Consider the following 19,262-nt stretch of genomic DNA (forward strand, 5'->3'; position numbering starts at 1 on the left):
ATATTTTTTTTACGATTACACAACCCACTACACCCCCCACCTGTCGTGACGATCCCCCCAAACCCCCCCCCCCCCGCGCGTTGCGTACTGTCCGCCCCCCTCCCCCAACTCCCCACCACCGATGCCGAGACCGGGCGCTACGTCGGCATCATCGCACCCGCCTGGACCATCGGTCCCAAGGTGCACGGCGGCACCATGGTCGCCGCCAGCGCCGCCGCGGCCACCCGCTGGCTCACCGAGTCCGACGCCTCGCTCGCGCAGATGGCGCCGATCGCGGCCAGCTCCGACTTCCTCGGCGCCCCCGAGCCCGGCGAGGTCGAGTACGCGGTCCACATCCGCAAGAAGGGCCGCCAGATCTGCCTCGCCGACGCGGAGCTGATCCAGAACGGCCGCACCCTCGTGCGCACCGCCTTCACCTTCGGCCACCTCGACGCCGACGGCACCCGCTGGAGCGACACCGCCACCGACATGCCCGCCGAGCCCGACGCCACCGCGCTCGAGTACACCCCCGATTCGCCGATGGGCAAGATCGTGCACGTCGGCGAGGTGGCCCGGGTCTACCTCGACGCGAAGTGGGCCGACTTCGCCCGCGGCGAGACCGGCGCGCCCCGGGCCCGGCTGTGGATCCGCCCGCTCGACGGCGACGAGGCCGACCCGCGCGTGCGCGCCGCCTTCGCCATGATGGCCGCCGACATGAGCCCGCCGGTGCCGATCAACCTGGGCCAGTTCGGCTGGTCGCCGACCGTCCAGATGACCACCTACCTGCGCCGCATCCCCGCTCCCGGCTGGCTGCGCGTCATCGCGACCGCCCGTGAGGTCGGTGAGCGCATGTTCGACGAGGACCAGCTGGTCATCGACTCCACCGGCGCGGTCGTCGCGCAGAGTCGTCAATTGGCGTTGATCCCGGCGGCGCGCTGAGGGGTGCCGCACCACTAACCTGGATTCCATGACGAGAATTGCGGTAGTCGGTGGCGGTCGGATCGGTGAGGCGCTGGTCGCCGGATTGCTGGAGTCCGGCCGGGCGACCAAGGACCTGGTCGTCGTCGAGCCGGTCGCCGCGCGGGCCGCGCAGCTCGCCGAGCGTTTCAAGGTGCGGGTGAGCGGTTCGGTCGTCGAGGCGGTCGTCGGGGCCGACATCGTCGTCGTCGCGGTCAAGCCGGGCGATGTCGACTCGGTGCTCACCGATCTGTCCAAGGCCGATCTCGATACCGGTAGCGAGCAGGTGCTGGTGTCGCTGGCCGCGGGTGTCACCACCGCGCGGCTGGAGTCCAAGCTGCCCGCGGGCTTCCCGGTCGTCCGGGTCATGTCGAACACCCCGATGCTGGTCGGGCAGGGCATGAGCGTGCTCGCGCCGGGCCGCTACGCCGACGCCGAGCAGCTCGAGCTCGTCGGCGAGATGCTCGAGGCCGTGGGTAAGGTGGTGACGGTGGCCGAATCGCAGATGGACGCGGTCACCGCGGTGTCGGGTTCCGGACCGGCGTATTTCTTCCTCGTCGTCGAGGCGATGATCGATGCCGGTGTGAGCCTGGGGCTGGCGCGCGATGTGGCCACCCAGCTGGTCGTGCAGACCATGATCGGCTCGGCGGCGCTGCTGGACGAGACCGGGCAGAACGCGGTAGATCTGCGGGCCGCGGTCACCTCGCCCGCCGGTACGACGGCGGCGGCATTGCGGGTGCTCGAGCGCGGCGCGTTGCGCTCGACGTTCATCGAGGCGCTGCACGCCTCCAAGCAACGCTCCGCGGAACAGGGCGCGTCGAACGAATGACGATCGGGTACCCGGGATGAAAACCGATTTCTCACACCCGTCGCAGTAATCCCACTGGTCCCGCTAAGCTCGTAGAAGCACGTGCGTGTCTGTTCCGCCGGTGGGGAAGCCGGCGGCGCGGACGTGCCGGAGGTCAATGGTGCCATGATGTCTGCGAACAGAATGTCTGCAAGCAATTCACCGGCGTCGGGCGGCGGATCGGGTTCGCCGAGTCCGCGGGTCGGCTCCACACAGGGACAACCGGTGATCGGCGGTGGCACACAGTTTCTCACCGTCGCCGAAGTCGCCGATCTCATGCGGGTGTCCAAGATGACGGTGTATCGGCTCGTCCACTCGGGTGAACTGCCCGCGGTGCGGGTCGGCCGCTCGTTCCGGGTGCACGCGAAGGCGGTGCACGACTACCTGGAGACGTCGTACTTCGACGCCGGCTGACCCAGGTCGGCCACAAGGGCGGTTTCGTCGCTGCTCGGGTGTCCCGGTAGCATGAACCCTCGGTTCGTGTCCGCCTGCCGGTGGCACCGCTTCGTGGTGTCCGGTGCGCCCCGGCGGCGCGGACACCAGACGACGCACGCGACACCGCGTGTGTATGCCGAGAAGAGAAACGCGAGGAAACCCTATGGGTTCTGTGATCAAGAAGCGCCGCAAGCGTATGTCGAAGAAGAAGCACCGCAAGCTGCTTCGCCGCACGCGTGTTCAGCGGCGCAAACTCGGCAAGTAAGCCTGCGTGCCACGCGAGCCCGTCACCTTCGAGGTGGCGGGCTCTCGTTTTGAAAAGATCAGGTTTGTGAATCTCGTCATGCGCTGACGAGTCGACCTCGTTAAAAGCTTGTTGATCGTGTCGGTGGGTGGCACGAATGCGGCTACTCTGGTACGCGGGAAAACATGAGAAGCAGGGGGCTTTGAGTGGGGCCAGGACCGAGTTCCGATACACGGGAACGACACGTACCGAAGGTAGTGCTGGTGACCGGAGCCAGCCGCTTCTTCGGTGGCAATGTCGCGTCCCGGCTCGCCGCGGAACCGGGTGTCGAGCGCGTCATCGCGGTCGACACGATGACCCCCAGCCGGGAGCTCCGCCGTCGCATGGGCAGCGCCGAGTTCGTGCGCGCCGACATCAGGAATCCGCTGATCCGCAAGGTCGTCGAGGGCAACGACGTCGACACCGTCGTCCACGCGGCCGTGCTCACCCGTCCGCCCGCCGGTGGCGGACGCGCGGTGATGAAGGATCTCAACGTCCTCGGCACGATGCAGTTGCTCGCGGTCTGTCAGAAGGCGCCGTCGGTGAGGCGCGTTGTCGTCCGGTCGTCCTCGGCGGTGTACGGCTGCAGCGCCAAGGATCCGGCGAAATTCACCGAGGAAATGGGCGCGCGTACCCCACCGGCCGGTTGGTTTGCGCGCGACATGATCGATATCGAGGCACTGGTGCGCGGAATGGCGCGACGCAGGCCCGATATTTCCGCCTCGATTCTGCGTTTCGCGCCGATCGTGGGTCCCCGGCTGGCCGATCGGGGCGTGCAATATCTGCGCTCGCCGATCACCCCCACCGTCCTCGGGCGCGAAGCCAGGCTGCAATTGCTGCATGAAGAAGACGCTGTCGCCGTCCTGGTGCACGCGGCATTTCGGGCACACGGCGGCACGGTGAATATCGCGGGCGACGGCGCGCTGGCCATGTCCCAGGCGATCCGCAGGGCGGGCCGCATTGTCGCGCCGGTGCCGTTCTTCGTTTTCCGCACTGTCGGGCGCACACTGATGGGCCCGGTCATGCGCGGATTCAGCGGTGAACAACCCGACTACTTCTACTTCGGTTGCGGGCTGGATACCACCCGCATGCGGACCGAACTCGGTTTCACCCCCCGCTGGACCACGGTCCAGGCATTCGACGACTTCATCGCGGGCGCAGCGTTGCGGCCCGTCTTCGATCCGGCATGGATCGACGCCGCGGAAACCAAACTGCTCGGCCTCATCGGGGCCGGTTCGGGAGCGCATACATGAACGAGGGAGCGAAAGTCATTCGTCTCGACGTGAATGTCGAGACCCGACAACGACCACAGGCGCGCCGCTGGCCAGACCAGCCGAGGCAAGCCACCCCGGTCACTTCGCTGAGTGAACGCAGGCCGGGGATGCCAACCCGGCCACCCAAGACCCTGTCCGACCTCGTCCGCGACACCGTCGCTGGCCAGATCGAGAACGCCGCGGAGTTCGCGCGCCGCCGGCTCACCGGCGACTACTCGGTCGACGAGTTCGGCTACGACGAGCATCTGCTCGAGTCGGTCATCCTGCCCGCGCTGCGGCCGCTGTCGGACTACTGGTTCCGGGTCGAGGCCGCGGGCCTGGAGAACATCCCGGCCACCGGCGGCGCGCTGATCGTCGCCAATCACGCGGGCACCGTCCCGCTCGACGGGCTGATGCTGCAGCTGGCCATCCACGACAAGCATCCGAGCCACCGGGCGCTGCGGCTGCTGGCCGCCGACCTGATCTTCGAGCTGCCCCTGCTCGGCGCGCTGGCCCGCAAGGCGGGGCACACGCTGGCCTGCCACCCCGACGCCGAGCGGTTGCTGCGCTCCGGCCAGATCGCGGGTGTGTTCCCCGAGGGCTTCAAGGGCGTCGGCAAGAACTACGCCGACCGCTACAAGCTGCAGCGCTTCGGGCGCGGCGGGTTCGTCTCGGCGGCCGTGCGCACGGGTGTGCCGATCATCCCGTGCTCGATCGTCGGCTCGGAGGAGATCTACCCGAAGCTGGCCGACATCAAGCCGCTGGCCCGCCTGCTCGGCCTGCCGTACTTCCCGGTGACCCCGCTGTTCCCGCACCTGGGCCCGCTGGGCGCCGTGCCGCTGCCCTCGAAGTGGTACATCGAATTCGGTGAGCCGATCGCCACCACGGCCTACGAGCCGGAAGAGGCCGACGACCCGATGACGATGTTCGAGGTCACCGACCAGGTCCGCGAGACCATCCAGCAGACCCTCTACAAACTGCTGGCCAAGCGCCGCAACACCGTGCTGGGGTAGCGGCGCCTAGCGCTCCCGGTGGCGGGCGACCGCCGCCGCGACCGCACCGCCCGCCGCGCCGAGTGCGAGCGCGGTGGGCACGCCGATCTTGGCGGCCTTGCGGCCGGTGCGGAAGTCACGGATCTCCCAGCCCCGGTTCTTGGCGACCTCACGCAGGTCGGAGTCGGGGTTGATCGCCACCGCGGTGCCGACCAGCGAGAGCATCGGCACGTCGTTGTGGCTGTCGGAGTAGGCCGTGCAGCGCTTGAGATTGAGGCCCTCGCGGATGGCCAGGGTGCGCACCGCGTGCGCCTTGCCGAGGCCGTGCAGGATGTCACCGACCAGGCGGCCGGTGAACTTGCCGTCGACACTCTCGGCCACCGTGCCCAGCGCGCCGGTGAGCCCGAGCCGCTTGGCGATGACGTTGGCCAGCTCCACCGGCGTCGCGGTGACCAGCCACACCTGCTGGCCCGCGTCCAGGTGCATCTGGGCGAGCGCGCGGGTGCCGGGCCAGATCTTGTCGGCGATGATCTCGTCGTAGATCTCCTCGCCGAGCGCGGCGAGCTCCGCGGTCGGGCGGCCCGCGATGAAGCTGAGCGCCTTCTCCCGGCCCGAGGCCATGTCGGAGGAGTTCTCCTTGCCGGTGACCCGGAACTTCACCTGCTTCCAGGCGACGTCGACCAGGTCGGAGGTCTTGAAGTACTTGCGGGCGGCCAGCCCGCGGGCGAAGTGCACGATCGAGGCGCCCTGGACCAGGGTGTTGTCGACGTCGAAGAACGCCGCCGCCGTCAGATCGCGGGGTACCTCCCGGCCCGTCGGCTCGCCCTGTTCGGCGAGTTCGGACTCGTGCAGGGTGAGCGCGGCGTCGGCGCTGGCCTCACCGGCCAGGTTGGCGCGCAGCTCCTCCTCGCTCGGCCCGAACGGGCTGCGGGGCAGCCGTGCGAACTGTTCCTGCAGTTCCTGGCCGAGGCGGCTGGGTTGCCACCGCGCAGGGAACTCCCCGAATCGCCCTGCGACGAATCCGGCCCTAGCCACCTTCGAACGTTCCGGCACCAGTACCCTCCGCTAGTCGCGCGAACCATGTCCACAGTAACCGGATTCACCGACAAGCCGCGGCGGGCTCGAGGATTAAATAGGGCTCATGACTAATCCCACACCCACCGTGACCCTGTTGACGCGCGCCGGTTGCTACCTGTGCACCACGGCACTGGCGCAATTGGAGACGATCTGTGGTGATTTCGGTCTCCCGGTGCACACCGTCGACGTCGACGAGGCCGCGGCCGACGACCCCGGACTACGCGCAGAATACGGCGATCGGCTGCCCGTGGTCCTGTTGGATGGCCGTGAACACAGCTATTTCGACGTCGACGAGCCACGTTTGCGGGCCGACCTGAGCCGTTTCGCTGGTCGCGGCGGAAAATGAGGCCAATTTCACCGACTTTGTGAACGCCTGCACAAGCGGTTACGGTGGTGGCACGCAATCCGCACCGCCGCGCTCAGCAGCGGCGGTGACCGGGTTTGTACAGCCCCCCATGGCACCGGTCGCGCTCTCGCGACGCAGTGACCCCCACCGGTGAACGAACGACAGGAACCGGACCGCGATCAGGCCCGGCACGAGGAGCCGACGACGTGACAGAGCAGCATGAGACGCCAGGTGGCGTCTCCGGCAAGGCTCTTCAGAGGGATATCCCCCAGGCCACGGTGACTCGTCTTGCTACCTATCTCCGGGTTCTCGCCGGGTTGGCCGACGAGGGTGTAGCCATCGTATCGAGTGAGGAACTGGCTGTCGCGGCGGGTGTCAATTCGGCCAAGCTGCGCAAGGATCTTTCCTTCCTCGGACCCAACGGTGTGCGGGGTGTCGGCTATGACGTAGCCAAGTTGCGCACCAGGATCGAAGATGTGCTCGGTCTGTCACAGGGACATCGGGTGGTGCTGATCGGTGCGGGCAATCTGGGCCGCGCCCTGGTCGGCTACGGCGGTTTCGGGGTACGTGGCTTCACCGTGGTCGGGATCTTCGACAACGACTCCGCGGTGATCGGCCAGGCGTACGCCGGTCTCGTCGTGCGCGATGTCGACCAGCTCACCGAGCAGATCCCGGCGCTCGCGCCGACCATCGCGGTCCTCGCCGTGCCGGACGAGGCCGCCCAGGACGTGTGCGACCGGCTCGTCGCCGCCGGGCTCCCGTCGATCCTGAGCTTCGCCCCGTGTGAACTGCGCGCACCCGCCCACGTGGAGGTCCGCCGCGTCGATCTGGCGATGGAGCTGCAGATGCTCTCCTTCGACGCCGCTCGCAACGACGCGCCCGCCCTGCCCGAGGTGGCCCAGGCCGGATCCGGCCGGATCGCCCGCCGGGTACCGGCGCAGAACCATCCCGCCCTCACGCACCCCGCGCCGGTCGAACCGGCGCGCGGCAGGCCCACGCGACGCACCGCGCCGCACTCGGCCACCCCGCATTCGGCAACGGAGCCAAGCACCAAGGGATCGGTGATCACGCCATGAGCGAGCGCCAGCGAGCGAATCGACAGAGCAGCGTGCGGACGCGCATGACGGAGCCGAGCGTCAGCGAGGCGCAGTCATGAGTGTCCTGCTCGTCGGAATTTCTCATCGGAGTGCGCCGGTCTCGGTGCTCGAGAAGGTCGCGATCAGCGAGGCCGACCGCCCGAAGCTGGTCGACCGGCTGCTCGCCTCCAGCCACGTGTCCGAGGCGATGATCGTCTCCACCTGCAACCGCGTCGAGGTCTACGCCGTGGTCGACGCCTTCCACGGCGGGCTCGGCGAGGTCAGCGAACTGCTCACCAAGCACTCCGGGCTGCCGCTCGGCGATCTCACCCGGCACGCCTACGTGCGCTACAGCGAGGCCGCCGCCGAGCACCTGTTCGCGGTCGCCAGCGGCCTGGACTCGATGGTCGTCGGCGAGCAGCAGGTACTCAGCCAGATCCGCAGCGCCTACGCCAGCGCCGATGGGCAGCAGGCGGTCGGGCGCACCCTGCACGAGCTGGCCCAGCACGGGCTGCGGGTCGGCAAGCGGGTGCACTCGGAGACCGGCATCGACCGGGCGGGCGCGTCGGTGGTGTCGGTGGCGCTGGACCGGGCGCGCGGCGTCGTCGGCGAGCTGGCAGGGCGCACCGCGGTGGTGCTCGGCGCCGGCGCGATGGGCGGCCTGGCCGTCGCGCATCTGTCGCGGGCCGGGATCGGCCGGATCGTGGTCGTCAACCGCACGCTCGACCGCGCACAGCGCCTGGCCGAGACCGGCCGCAGCATGCACGGCGTCGACGCCGAAGCGGTGGAGATGTCGCGGCTGACCGAGGCGATGGCGGCCGCGGATGTCGTCATCACCTGTACCGGCGCGGTCGGTGCGGTCGTCACCCTGGCCGACACCCACCGCGCGCTCGCCGGGCGGGTCAACACCGAAGCCGCCGACCGGCCGCTGGTCTTCTGCGACCTGGGCCTGCCGCGCGACGTGGAACACGCCGTGGCCGGGCTGCCCGGCGTCGCCGTCATCGACATCGAATCGCTGCAGCGCGATCCGGCCGCGGGCGCCGCGGCCGACGACACCGCCGCGGCGCGTCAGATCGTCGCCGACGAACTCGCCAAATACCTTGCCGGGCAACGCATGGCGGAGGTCACCCCCACGGTGGCCGCGCTGCGGCAGCGGGCCGCCGAAGTGGTGGAAGCCGAACTGCTGCGGCTGGATTCGCGGCTGCCCGACCTGGCCGACCCGGCCCGCGACGAGGTGGCGCGCACCGTGCGCCGCGTCGTCGACAAGCTGCTGCACGCGCCGACGGTGCGGGTCAAGCAGCTGGCTTCCACGCCGGGCGGCGACAGCTACGCCGAGGCGCTGCGTGAGCTGTTCGAACTGAAACCCGGTGCGGTGCAAGCGGTTGCCGCTCCCATGGAGGTCGCTGCGGCGGAGTCCGCGCTGGCCGACGACTTCACCGCAGGACACCTCGGCGACGGGCAGGACGCATCATGACCACGACAGTGCAGGAAGAGGACACCGTGACCGCAGGCAGCATTCGTGCGCCGTGGCGGATCGGCACGCGCGGCAGCCTGCTCGCCCTGACCCAGGCGGGCACCATCCGTGACGCGCTGATCGCCGCGGGTCAGCCCGCCGAGCTGGTCGTCATCAAGACGCCGGGCGACCTGTCGTCGGATCCGGTGCAGAAGATCGGCGTCGGCGTGTTCACCTCGGCGCTGCGCGACGAGCTCGCCGCGGGCGGCATCGACATCGCGGTGCACTCCTACAAGGACCTGCCCACCGCCCAGGACCCCCGCTTCACCATCGCCGCCATCCCGCCCCGCGAGGACCCGCGCGACGCGCTGGTGGCTCGCGACGGCCTGGTCCTCGGCGAGCTGCCCGCGGGTGCAAGGGTGGGCACCTCCGCGCCGCGGCGCGCCGCCCAGCTGCGCGCGCTCGGCCTCGGCCTCGACATCGTCCCGCTGCGCGGCAACATCGACTCCCGGCTGCGCAAGGTGAGCGAGGGCGAGCTCGACGCCATCGTGATCGCCCGCGCCGGCCTGTCCCGGATCGAGCGGACCGACGCGATCACCGAGTCGCTCGAGCCGGTGCAGATGCTGCCGGCGCCGTCGCAGGGCGCGCTCGCGGTGGAGTGCCGCAGCGACGACCCGGAGCTGATCGAGATCCTCACCGGCCTCGACGACGCGCCGACCAGGGCCGCGGTCGTGGCCGAGCGCGCGCTGCTCGGTGAGCTCGAGGCGGGCTGCACCGCTCCGATCGGCGCGATCGCCGAGGTCGTCGAGTCGATCGACGAGGACGGCCGGATCTTCGAGGAGCTGTCGCTGCGGGCCTGTGCCGCCGCGATCGACGGTTCCGACGTGCTGCGCGCCTCGATCGTCGGCGCGCCCGCCGATGCCGAGGAGCTCGGCCGCACGCTCGCGCGCGAACTGCTGGATCTGGGCGCTCGCGCACTGCTGAGCGTCGCGGACGAGCCGGAACCGGAGGTCGGTTCCCCCACACAGGCGGTGAACACTCCCGCCCCAGACTTCACCAATTCCAGCCCGATGGAGAACAACCGATGAGCAGCCGAGGCACCAAGAAGCAACCAGGGCGGATCCTTTTCGTCGGATCCGGCCCCGGCGACCCGGCCCTGCTGACCGTGCGCGCCCGTGAGGTGCTCGAGCGGGCGACGCTGGCGTTCACCGACCCCGACGTGGACAAGGGCGTGCTCGCGCTGATCGGCATCGGCGTCGAGGCGGCCGAGGACGGCGAGCGTCCGGTGGACGTGCGGCCCGCGCTCGGCGAGCCCGCCGAGGTGGCCAAGACGCTGATCGCCGAGGCCCGCAACGGCCACGATGTGGTGCGCGTCGTCGCCGGTGATCCGCTGACCACCGATTCGGTGATCAACGAGGTCAACGCCGTCACCCGCTCGCACATGGTGTTCGAGGTGCTGCCGGGCCTGCCCAACGGCTCCGCGGTGCCCAGCTACGCGGGCATCGCCCTCGGTTCCGGGCACACCGAGGCCGATGTGCGCGGCGAGGTCGACTGGGCGGCGCTGGCCGCCGCCCCCGGTCCGCTGGTGCTCAGCGCCACCTCCGGCCACCTGGCCGAGACCGCGAGCGCGCTGGTCGAGCACGGGCTGGCCCCGCAGACCCCGGTCGCGGTGACGGTGCGTGGCACCACCCGGCAGCAGCGCACCATCGAGGCCACCCTGGCCACGCTGAACAACGCCGCCTCCGAGCTGGTCGGCCCGCTGGTCGTCACCGTGGGCAAGGAAGTCGACAAGCGTTCGAAGATGTCGTGGTGGGAGTCGCGGGCGCTCTACGGCTGGACCGTGCTGGTGCCGCGCACCAAGGACCAGGCCGGCGAGATGAGCGAGCGGCTGGTGACCCACGGCGCCATCCCGATGGAGGTGCCGACCATCGCGGTCGAGCCGCCGCGCAGCCCCGCGCAGATGGAGCGCGCGGTGAAGGGCCTGGTCGACGGCCGCTACCAGTGGGTGGTGTTCACCTCCACCAACGCGGTGCGCGCGGTGTGGGAGAAGTTCGCCGAGTTCGGCCTGGACGCGCGGGCGTTCTCCGGCGTGAAGATCGCCTGCGTCGGCGAGGCCACCGCGGAGAAGGTGCGCTCCTTCGGCATCAACCCCGAACTGGTGCCCAGCGGTGAGCAGTCCTCCGAGGGCCTGCTGGCCGACTTCCCGCCCTACGACGACGTGTTCGACCCGGTCAACCGGGTGCTGCTGCCGCGCGCCGACATCGCCACCGAGACCCTGGCCGAGGGCCTGCGGGAGCGAGGCTGGGAGATCGACGACGTCACTGCCTACCGCACCGTGCGCGCGTCGCCGCCGCCTGCGGAGACCCGCGAGATGATCAAGACCGGCGGTTTCGACGCGGTCCTGTTCACCTCGTCCTCCACGGTCCGCAACCTGGTCGGCATCGCGGGCAAGCCGCACGCGCGCACCATCGTCGCCTGCATCGGCCCGAAGACGGCCGAGACCGCGATCGAGTTCGGCCTGCGCGTGGACGTGCAGCCCGAGACCGCGCAGGTGGGTCCGCTGGTGGAGGCGCTGGCCGAGCACGCCTCGCGCCTGCGCGCGGAGGGCCTGCTGCCGCCGCCGCGGAAGAAGAGCCGCCGCAGCAGCAGCCGCTAGCCTGCCGAGACCGCCCGAAGGCCCGCCCACCGTGGCGGGCCTTCGGCGTATCGGAATCATCGGCTGTAGCGCAGCAGCGTGCGGACCAGCCGGCAGGTGGCATCCGACGGCGGGCGCAGCTCGATCTGTTCGGCGGTGCGGCGGATCGTCTCGTTGGTCGCCTGATTCGGCAGGTACACACCGGAATCGAGCAGCGCGATCGTCAACCGCATGGCCTTGAGCCTGCGGTTGTGCGTGACGTACCAGCGCCGCGGCCTGCCCGCGGGCAGCCGCTTCTTCTCCAGCGGCACATACGGTGCGGTGATGAAACCGGACTTCGACGTTGCGGCAATGGCGTTCATGGCGTCCTCCCGTCGCGAATGGGTCCCGCCCCCGATCGTCGGGAACCCTCGAACACGCTTTCGATTGTAGCGAGGGGGTCCGACAAGTTTCGCCGATCTCTCGCGGAAGCCATTGAGCTCCAGTGGGATTCGATGTTATCCACAGGGTCGCGACGGCCTGCCGCCGGGCGGCTGTCGGACCCGTGTGTTCTAGTGGGCACCGATGTCACGGGAGGAGACACGATGACGGTGGACGGGATCGGCGAACGGCTCGGCACGCACGTCGAGGCGGGGGAACTGCTCGGCCTGGCCTGGCTGGTCGCGGTCGGCGACGAGGTGCGCACCGGAACGGCGGGCCATCTCGACGAGTCGCGCGCGGCCCCGGTGCGCACCGACACGATCTTCCGCATCTCCTCGATGACGAAGCCGCTCACCGCCGTGGCCGCCGCGATCCTGATCGAGGACGGCGTGCTCGACCCGGCCGAACCCGTCGACCGGCTGCTGCCCGAACTCGCCGACCGCCGCGTACTGGCGCATCCGGCCGCCGAGATCACCGACACCGTCGCGGCCCGGCGCCCGATCACGGTCGACGACCTGCTCACCTTCCGGCTCGGCTGGGGGATGGACTTCGCCGACTTCACACCCAAGCCGCTGGACGCGGCCTGGAGCGAACTCGGCCTCGGCTGGGGTCCGCCCACCCCGGCCCGGCTGCCCTCACCCGATGTCTGGCTGGCCCGGCTCGGCACGTTGCCGCTGCAATATCAGCCGGGGGAGCGCTGGCTGTATCACGTCGGCGCGCCGATCCTCGGATTCCTGGTCGCCAGGGCAGCGGGCACGCCGTTTTCGGAGTTCCTGGCCGAGCGGGTGCTGCGTCCGCTCGGCATGGACGACACGGGTTTCGCCGTCCCCGCCGACAAGCGCGACCGCTTCGGTCCGCACTACGCCGACCGCGATGACACGCGCGTCGTCTTCGACCCGGTCGACGGACAGTGGAGCACGCCACCCGCGTTCGAGGGCGGTGGCGACGGACTCGTCTCCACCCTCGCCGACTATCACCGGTTCGCCCGGATGTTGCGCGACGGCGGCGTCCTCGACGGCGAGCGGATCCTGTCCGAAGCGGCGGTGGCCACGATGACGCGCGACCACCTCACCGCCGAACAGCTCGCGCGCGGCGGGCCGAACCCGGACGGCAGCGCGGGCTGGGGCTACGGCGTCGGCGTCCAGCTCAGCGACCTGCCGGACGGCCCGCGCGCCGGCTCCTACGGCTGGTCCGGCGGCCTCGGCTCCACCTGGTCCAACGATGGCGCGGTGACCGGAATCCTGCTCACCAACCAGACCTGGAACTCGGCCGGACCGCTCCCGGTGTTTGCCACGTTCGAGTCGATCTTGGGCGAGGTGGCCCGCGCCGGCGACCCCGCGTAGGCGCCGTCGCGGGCCTGCGTGGCCAGGCGTATTCTGCGGTCTATGACCGCTTTCGACCGCCCGCGGCGGTTGCGCAGGACACCCGCATTGCGTCGGCTCGTCGCCGAGACCACGCTGGAGCCGCGTCAGCTGGTGCTGCCGATGTTCGTCGCCGACGGCATCGACGAACCGCGCGAGATCAGCTCGATGCCCGGCGTGTATCAGCACTCGCTGGACTCGCTGCGTAAGGCGTCGGTCGAAGCGGTGACCGCCGGGGTCGGCGGCCTGATGCTGTTCGGCGTGCCGCTGCCCGAGGACAAGGACGCCACCGGCAGCCAGGCCAGCGATCCGAACGGCATCCTCAACCGGGGGCTGCGCGCGCTGGCCGAGGAGGTCGGCGACGCGACTGTCGTCATGGCCGACACCTGTCTGGACGAGTTCACCGATCACGGCCACTGTGGCGTCGTCGGCGCCGACGGCGCGGTGGACAACGACGCCACCCTGCATCGCTATGTCGAGATGGCGCTGGCCCAGGCCGAGTCGGGCGCGGACCTGCTCGGCACCAGCGGCATGATGGACGGCCAGGTCGGCGCGATCCGGCGCGGCCTGGACGCGGTCGGGCGCACCGACACCGCCATCCTCGCCTACGCGGCCAAGTACGCCTCCGCCTTCTACGGCCCGTTCCGCGAGGCCGTCGGCTCGTCGCTGGAAGGCGATCGCCGCACCTACCAGCAGGACCCGGCCAACCGTCGCGAATCCCTGCGCGAACTCGATCTCGACCTCGCCGAGGGCGCCGACATCGTGATGGTCAAGCCCGCGATGTCCTACCTCGACATCCTGCGCGACGTGGCCGACCGCTCCACGGTCCCGGTCGCCGCGTACCAGATCTCCGGCGAGTACGCGATGATCACCGCCGCCGCCGAGCGCGGCTGGATCGACCGCAGGGCCTCGGTCCTGGAGTCGCTGATCGGCATCCGCCGGGCGGGCGCCGACATCGTGCTCACCTATTGGGCGACCGAGGCTGCACACTGGCTGTCGTGATCGTTCCACCGCAGAAACCCGAAACCCGCCCGATGCCCGAGGATGTCGGCACCGCACGTCAGCTGTGGTGGGCCGTGTCCGGGCTCGGGGTCGTCTACACCGGCGCCGGCATCGCCACCATGACCGGACAGCGCGACGAGCTGAGCAAGCAGTTCCTCGACGAGATGCACAAGAGCGACCCGAATTTCCCCGCATCCACGGTCGACGTGATGGTGCTGCTCGCCTTCGGGTTGACCGCGGTCGTCGGGCTCGTGCTCGCCGGGGTCACCGTGTTGATCGCCCAGCAGCTCGGCAAAGGTAAGTCCTGGGCGCGCACGGTGCTCACCGTTGTCGCGGTCTGGCTGGGGATGGGCGCGGTGGCCACGATGTTCGCCTTCTCCGGCGACACCTCGGTGGCCACGATGATCGCCGGCGGCACCGCCATCGTGCAGGGCGTGCTGGCGGTCGGCGCCGCGTACCTGAGTTACCGGCCGGAATCGACGAAGTACTTCCAGCTGAACCGTCGGTGAACGCGAGGTTGAACGCCGACGTCTTTGGTCACTGACACGCCACAGTGTATGGTGAGCATGATCACAGGGATTTGGGGTAATCCCGGTGATGTGACCGGTGGCAGAACCGGGGGATTCGGAGGCAATGATGCGCGTGGTGATCGAGCAGCAGCACCGCCTGCGGCGCGACCTGTTGGTCATCGGCTTGATGGTCCTGCTGGCCGTCGTCACCATCGCCCTGATCCTGTTGCCGAGCCTGGTCGGCTGATCCTCGGGCGCCCAGGCGCCGCGGTCCTCCCATGGTGTTGTTCTCCGAGCCCGGCGCGCGGTGGCGCGCGGTCGCCTACGGCCCGCTGCTGTGCGCGGTGATCCTGCTGGTGGAATGGCTCGCGGGCAGCACCCTGCACGGGTTCGCCCTCGGGTTCTGCGCCGTCGCCATCGGTGGTTTCACGGTGCTGCAGGTGATCGCGGGCCGCACCCACGCCCGGGTCGAACTGACCGGCACCACCTTGCATCAGGGCGTCGAGTCGATGCCGCTGACCGAGATCGCCGCCGTGCTGCCCACCGATGACGACGACGCCGCCGACGGCCGCGCGCTCGGCGCCCTCAGCGGCGTGCCGCGGCGCCGTCGCGGCATCGGATTGCGCCTGGTCGACGGCCGGATCGTGCAGGCATGGGCGATCGACCACGCCGGGCTGCGCGCCGCACTCGGCTCGGCCCTGGCAGGATCGCAAGGATGAGACGCTGGATCGCCACGGCGCTGTTCGAGCTGGGCCTCGCCGTGATCTGCCTGGCCGGTGCGGTCTACAGCTGGAGCCACGCGCGGCGGGTCACCGGCTTCGTCACCTCCGACGAGCACCCGGGATTCGAGGCCGTTCGCTACGTGCCGCCCCTGCTGCTGCTCGCGACGGCGCTGGTCATCGTCGCCGGGGTGCTGGCGATCGACGCCGTCGCCCGGGTCGTGACCGGATCTGTAGCACTGCGGTCCGCCGAACCGATGTCCTGAGTGCAGCCGAATCCCGATGCGCGCGTTGGGATTCGGGACACATCTCGACCGCCCGCCTCGGCGGGCACCACGGAGGACCACCGATGACCAAGCTCATCGCAGGATTTTGTACCGCGGCCGCGGCCACGGCCGCGATCGCCCTGGCAGCGGCACCCGCCCAGGCCGCAGGCCTGCCCCTGACCCCCATGATCGCCGAGCCGGCCGCCGGTGGCTTCGCCCCGGAGACCGGCTCGAGCGGTATCTACAACGGCATCATGTGCCAGCTGCACACGATCTCGGCCGAGGTCCCCTGCATGTACACCTAACCGGCCCACTGCTGGTAGACGTCGACGACGCGGCCGCCGCGCGTGCCCGGCGCGTTCAGGAACACGGTGACGGTGCCGTCGGGATGGCTCGCCGCCTCCGTCACCACCTGACGCAGGGTGGCGCGGATGCCGCCGTCGGCGTCGCGGTGCAGGTTCGTTTCCCCGTGCAGCCCGGCGCCGATCCGGTTGGCGGGGACGAACATCGCGGTGAGCGCCGGGATCGGTCCGGCGCCGAGCGCGACGGTCTCCTCGTGGCTCAGCTGGGCGCCGATCCGGTCCGGCTGGACCTGCGGTGCGAAGGCGGTGGCCGAGCCCGCGCCGAAGACCACTCCGGCCGCGGCGAAACCCACGCCGAGGGCAGTGCTGGTGACGCCGAAACGCATGAAATACCCTTCCGCTGATAGCTGATGTCTACCGCTCAGTGCCTGAGCAGCCCGCAGCGTAGCCGCAGGCCAGCGCACCCGGATCGAAATCATCCGCGCCTGGGGGCGGCGTGTCGGGCGTGTCGCCGGTGGGTCGCTGCGGTCTGGGTCACTGTGCTCCACCCTGTCGTCCGGCGCGCCGAGGCGAGCTGAGAGACTGGAATCCGTGAGTTCTTCTCCGCGCGCGGCCGAGGCCAGTCCGTCGCAGGTTCCGATGTCCGCTCGGCTCTTCGAGCGGGCCGCTTCGGTGATCCCGGGTGGTGTCAATTCCCCGGTCCGTGCGTTCAATTCGGTCGGCGGCACGCCGCGGTTCATCGCCTCGGCGAACGGCTACACGCTGACTGACGCCGACGGCCGGGACTACGTCGATCTGGTCTGCTCGTGGGGTCCGATGATCCTGGGCCACGCGCACCCCGCCGTCGTCGAAGCGGTGCAGCGGGCGGCCACCGGCGGGCTGTCGTTCGGCGCGCCCACCGAGGCGGAGATCGAGCTGGCCGAGGCCATCGCGGCCCGGGTCGAGCCGGTCGAGCGGGTCCGGCTGGTCAACTCCGGCACCGAGGCCACCATGAGCGCGGTGCGGCTGGCCCGCGGCTTCACCGGCCGGTCCAAGATCGTCAAGTTCTCCGGCTGCTACCACGGTCATGTCGACGCGCTGCTGGCCGACGCGGGCTCGGGCGTCGCGACCCTCGGCCTGCCGACCTCGCCCGGCGTCACCGGCGCCCAGGCCGCCGACACCATCGTGCTGCCCTACAACGACCTCGCCGCCGTCGCGGCCGCGTTCGAGGCCAACCCCGGCCAGATCGCGTGCGTCATCACCGAGGCGGCCGCGGGCAACATGGGCGCGGTCGCGCCGCTGCCCGGCTTCAACGAGGGCCTGCGCACGCTGGCGCACGACAACGGCGCGCTGCTGATCATGGACGAGGTCATGACCGGCTTCCGGGTCAGCGCGTCGGGCTGGTACGGCCGCGAGGGTGTCGCCGGTGATCTCTACACCTTCGGCAAGGTGATGAGCGGTGGCCTGCCCGCCGCCGCGTTCGGCGGTCGCGCCGAGATCATGAACAACCTCGCCCCGCTCGGCCCGGTCTATCAGGCGGGCACGCTCTCCGGTAACCCTGTCGCCGTCGCGGCCGGGCTGGCGACGCTGCGCGCCGCCGACGCCGAGGTGTACGCGGCCCTCGACCGCAACGCCGATCGGCTCGGTGGTCTGTTCGCGAAAGCCCTGACAGAGGCCGGGGTCGAGCATCAAGTGCAGTTCGCAGGCAATATGGTGAGCGTGTTCTTCGCCGACCGCCCGGTGACCGATTACGCCGCCGCCAAGGCGAGCCAGACCTGGCGTTACCCAGCCTTCTTCCACGCCCTGCTCGACGCGGGCGTGTACGCGCCGCCGAGCGCGTTCGAGGCCTGGTTCGTCTCCGCGGCGCTCGACGAGGACGCGTTCGACCGTATCGCCGCCGCTCTGCCCGCCGCCGCCCTCGCGGCCGCGGCCGCAACCCCCGAAGGATCCCTAGCGTGAGCTCCGACCAGCCCGACGCAGAATTCGCCACCCAGGTCGACGGTGACGAGGCGCCGCATCCCACGCCCGCCGCCGCGCCGCCCGCCCTCGACGACGACCCCGCGACCGTGGAAACCATCGTGCACGTGCTGCGCCACGGCGAGGTGCACAATCCCAACGGCATCCTCTACGGGCGCCTGCCCGGCTTCAGCCTCTCGGTGACCGGCCGATCGCAGGCCGCCGCCGTCGCGCGCTCGCTGGCCGACCACGACGTCTCCCTGGTGATCGCCTCCCCGCTGCAGCGCGCCCAGGAGACCGCGGCACCGATCGCCGCCGCCCACGACGTCATCGTGCGCACCGACGAGAACCTGATCGAAGCGGGCAACACCTTCGAGGGCCTGCGCGTGTCCGTCGGTGACGGCGCGCTGCGCAAGCCCCGGCACTGGTGGAAGCTGCGCGACCCGTTCACCCCGTCCTGGGGCGAGCCGTACCTGCAGATCGCGCACCGCATGCTGGCCGCGGTCAACAAGGCGCGGGTCGAGGGCGCGGGGCACGAGGTCGTGCTGGTCTCGCATCAGCTGCCCGTGTGGACGCTGCGCCGGTTCCTGCAGGGCCAGCGGCTCTGGCACGACCCGCGCAACCGGCAGTGCTCGCTCGCCTCGCTGACCTCGCTGGTCTACCACGGGGATACCCTGGTGGACATCGTGTACTCCGAACCAGCGGGCGCCTCCGACCCTTCGGTTCACGGCGCATGACACGCTCCACCGCGTCGGGCCCCGCCCACAGCCATCGGCTGCGGGCGATCACTGCCGTCCTGTCCGCGCTGTTCGTGATCGTCGCGGCGGCGGGCTGCTCGACAGGTACCGATGCGGTGGCAACCGGCGGCGGCACCTTCGAATTCGTGTCGCCCGGTGGTAGAACCGATATCTATTACGACCCGCCCGCCACGCGCGGGACGATCGGCAAGCTCTCGGGGCCCGATCTGATGAACGAGGGAAAGACCGTCTCGGTCGACGATTTCCCGAACCAGATCGTGGTCGTGAATCTGTGGGGACAGTGGTGTGGCCCGTGCCGCGCCGAGTCACCCGCACTCGAAAAGGTCTACGCGGCGACCAAAGACAAGGGCGTCGCGTTTCTGGGAATCAACGTCCGCGACCATCAGCGGGACAAAGCCCAGGACTTCGTAGTGGACAACAAGATCGAATACCCGTCCATCTACGACCCGTCGATGCGAACCTTGCTCGCTCTCGGCGGAAACTTTCCCACCAGTGTCATTCCGACCACGTTGATCCTGGATCGTCAACACCGGGTCGCCGCGGTCTTCCTTCGCTCGCTATTGGCAGAAGATCTGCAGCCCGTGGTCGAGCGCATCGCCGCCGAGGAGAAGCAGTGAGCCGTCGTCGTCCCGGAAATCTGACCGCGTGTCGCCCCCG

Annotated in this window: 23 protein-coding genes; 20 read left to right on the plus strand and 3 right to left on the minus strand. The window is 70.1% G+C overall.

The genetic code is table 11. From position 1 onward, the window contains the following. Positions 1-45 precede the first annotated feature (45 nt). The 6 genes from AB0H54_RS03760 (at position 46) to AB0H54_RS03785 (ending at position 4,767) form a co-directional block, all read left to right on the plus strand. The gene (locus AB0H54_RS03760; protein WP_357342539.1) at positions 46-918 is read left to right on the plus strand and encodes a thioesterase family protein; all 873 of its coding nucleotides are present in this window, start codon (positions 46-48) and stop codon (positions 916-918) included. Between the two features lie 28 nt (positions 919-946). After that, a complete protein-coding gene (gene proC / locus AB0H54_RS03765) occupies positions 947-1,765 on the plus strand; it encodes a pyrroline-5-carboxylate reductase (RefSeq protein ID WP_355273996.1) in 819 nt (272 codons plus the stop codon). Between the two features lie 162 nt (positions 1,766-1,927). Continuing rightward, complete coding sequence (locus tag AB0H54_RS03770) at positions 1,928-2,197, plus strand: helix-turn-helix domain-containing protein (RefSeq protein ID WP_355273993.1); 270 nt, start codon at positions 1,928-1,930, stop codon at positions 2,195-2,197. A gap of 184 nt (positions 2,198-2,381) precedes the next feature. Next, positions 2,382-2,483 carry an AURKAIP1/COX24 domain-containing protein gene (locus tag AB0H54_RS03775; protein WP_003402602.1) on the plus strand — a complete coding sequence of 34 codons (102 nt, stop codon included), beginning with the start codon at positions 2,382-2,384 and terminating at the stop codon, positions 2,481-2,483. A gap of 236 nt (positions 2,484-2,719) precedes the next feature. Then, positions 2,720-3,754, plus strand: coding sequence for an NAD-dependent epimerase/dehydratase family protein (locus AB0H54_RS03780; RefSeq protein ID WP_357342542.1), 1,035 nt, complete (start codon positions 2,720-2,722; stop codon positions 3,752-3,754). A gap of 128 nt (positions 3,755-3,882) precedes the next feature. Beyond that, positions 3,883-4,767: a lysophospholipid acyltransferase family protein gene (locus AB0H54_RS03785; RefSeq protein ID WP_357342544.1), complete on the plus strand. Its 885-nt coding sequence runs from the start codon at positions 3,883-3,885 to the stop codon at positions 4,765-4,767. A gap of 6 nt (positions 4,768-4,773) precedes the next feature. On the opposite strand, the gene AB0H54_RS03790 is transcribed toward AB0H54_RS03785, so the two are convergent. Continuing rightward, on the minus strand, positions 4,774-5,703 hold the full coding sequence (locus tag AB0H54_RS03790) for an HAD-IB family hydrolase (RefSeq protein ID WP_355274648.1): 930 nt from the start codon (positions 5,701-5,703) through the stop codon (positions 4,774-4,776). A gap of 184 nt (positions 5,704-5,887) precedes the next feature. On the opposite strand from AB0H54_RS03790, the gene AB0H54_RS03795 reads away from it, so the two are divergent. The 5 genes from AB0H54_RS03795 to AB0H54_RS03815 all read left to right on the plus strand — a co-directional run bounded on the left by AB0H54_RS03795 (position 5,888) and on the right by AB0H54_RS03815 (position 11,354). Continuing rightward, entirely contained in the window at positions 5,888-6,169 is a 282-nt protein-coding gene (locus AB0H54_RS03795; protein ID WP_355273984.1) for a glutaredoxin family protein, read from the plus strand. Between the two features lie 206 nt (positions 6,170-6,375). Then, complete coding sequence (locus AB0H54_RS03800) at positions 6,376-7,245, plus strand: redox-sensing transcriptional repressor Rex (protein WP_355273982.1); 870 nt, start codon at positions 6,376-6,378, stop codon at positions 7,243-7,245. Between the two features lie 76 nt (positions 7,246-7,321). After that, entirely contained in the window at positions 7,322-8,719 is a 1,398-nt protein-coding gene (locus AB0H54_RS03805) for a glutamyl-tRNA reductase (RefSeq protein WP_355273979.1), read from the plus strand. After that, complete coding sequence (gene hemC / locus AB0H54_RS03810; protein ID WP_355273976.1) at positions 8,716-9,786, plus strand: hydroxymethylbilane synthase; 1,071 nt, start codon at positions 8,716-8,718, stop codon at positions 9,784-9,786. Before AB0H54_RS03805 ends, hemC begins: the two co-directional genes overlap by 4 nt. After that, positions 9,783-11,354, plus strand: a complete 1,572-nt coding sequence (locus AB0H54_RS03815; protein WP_355273975.1) for a bifunctional uroporphyrinogen-III C-methyltransferase/uroporphyrinogen-III synthase — start codon at positions 9,783-9,785, stop codon at positions 11,352-11,354. Before hemC ends, AB0H54_RS03815 begins: the two co-directional genes overlap by 4 nt. 56 nt (positions 11,355-11,410) lie before the next feature. On the opposite strand, the gene AB0H54_RS03820 is transcribed toward AB0H54_RS03815, so the two are convergent. Beyond that, positions 11,411-11,695: a hypothetical protein gene (locus tag AB0H54_RS03820; RefSeq protein WP_357342547.1), complete on the minus strand. Its 285-nt coding sequence runs from the start codon at positions 11,693-11,695 to the stop codon at positions 11,411-11,413. 222 nt (positions 11,696-11,917) lie between these two features. On the opposite strand from AB0H54_RS03820, the gene AB0H54_RS03825 reads away from it, so the two are divergent. From AB0H54_RS03825 to AB0H54_RS03850, 6 genes are all read left to right on the plus strand, one after another. After that, positions 11,918-13,096 (plus strand): serine hydrolase domain-containing protein, encoded by a 1,179-nt coding sequence (locus AB0H54_RS03825; RefSeq protein WP_357342549.1) that lies wholly within the window; start codon positions 11,918-11,920, stop codon positions 13,094-13,096. A gap of 42 nt (positions 13,097-13,138) precedes the next feature. Then, positions 13,139-14,116: a porphobilinogen synthase gene (hemB, locus tag AB0H54_RS03830; RefSeq protein ID WP_357342550.1), complete on the plus strand. Its 978-nt coding sequence runs from the start codon at positions 13,139-13,141 to the stop codon at positions 14,114-14,116. Beyond that, on the plus strand, positions 14,113-14,625 hold the full coding sequence (locus tag AB0H54_RS03835) for a hypothetical protein (RefSeq protein WP_357342552.1): 513 nt from the start codon (positions 14,113-14,115) through the stop codon (positions 14,623-14,625). Before hemB ends, AB0H54_RS03835 begins: the two co-directional genes overlap by 4 nt. 278 nt (positions 14,626-14,903) lie before the next feature. Further along, the gene (locus AB0H54_RS03840) at positions 14,904-15,344 is read left to right on the plus strand and encodes a hypothetical protein (protein WP_357342554.1); all 441 of its coding nucleotides are present in this window, start codon (positions 14,904-14,906) and stop codon (positions 15,342-15,344) included. Then, a complete protein-coding gene (locus AB0H54_RS03845; protein WP_357342556.1) occupies positions 15,341-15,610 on the plus strand; it encodes a hypothetical protein in 270 nt (89 codons plus the stop codon). Before AB0H54_RS03840 ends, AB0H54_RS03845 begins: the two co-directional genes overlap by 4 nt. A gap of 83 nt (positions 15,611-15,693) precedes the next feature. Further along, positions 15,694-15,915: a hypothetical protein gene (locus AB0H54_RS03850; protein WP_355273954.1), complete on the plus strand. Its 222-nt coding sequence runs from the start codon at positions 15,694-15,696 to the stop codon at positions 15,913-15,915. On the opposite strand, the gene AB0H54_RS03855 is transcribed toward AB0H54_RS03850, so the two are convergent. Then, positions 15,912-16,298: a hypothetical protein gene (locus AB0H54_RS03855; protein ID WP_357342558.1), complete on the minus strand. Its 387-nt coding sequence runs from the start codon at positions 16,296-16,298 to the stop codon at positions 15,912-15,914. The genes AB0H54_RS03850 and AB0H54_RS03855 overlap by 4 nt on opposite strands. 205 nt (positions 16,299-16,503) lie before the next feature. Between AB0H54_RS03855 and hemL the strand changes: the two genes are divergently transcribed. The 3 genes from hemL (at position 16,504) to AB0H54_RS03870 (ending at position 19,222) form a co-directional block, all read left to right on the plus strand. Beyond that, positions 16,504-17,850, plus strand: coding sequence for a glutamate-1-semialdehyde 2,1-aminomutase (gene hemL / locus AB0H54_RS03860; protein ID WP_355273949.1), 1,347 nt, complete (start codon positions 16,504-16,506; stop codon positions 17,848-17,850). A 107-nt stretch (positions 17,851-17,957) separates the two neighbouring features. Further along, the gene (locus tag AB0H54_RS03865; protein ID WP_355274646.1) at positions 17,958-18,584 is read left to right on the plus strand and encodes a histidine phosphatase family protein; all 627 of its coding nucleotides are present in this window, start codon (positions 17,958-17,960) and stop codon (positions 18,582-18,584) included. After that, on the plus strand, positions 18,581-19,222 hold the full coding sequence (locus AB0H54_RS03870; protein WP_357342560.1) for a TlpA disulfide reductase family protein: 642 nt from the start codon (positions 18,581-18,583) through the stop codon (positions 19,220-19,222). The genes AB0H54_RS03865 and AB0H54_RS03870 overlap by 4 nt, the downstream gene beginning before the upstream one ends. The last annotated feature ends 40 nt before the right edge of the window (positions 19,223-19,262 follow it).

It is taken from the genome of Nocardia sp. NPDC050718 (genome assembly GCF_040654235.1).
Lineage (GTDB): Bacteria > Actinomycetota > Actinomycetes > Mycobacteriales > Mycobacteriaceae > Nocardia.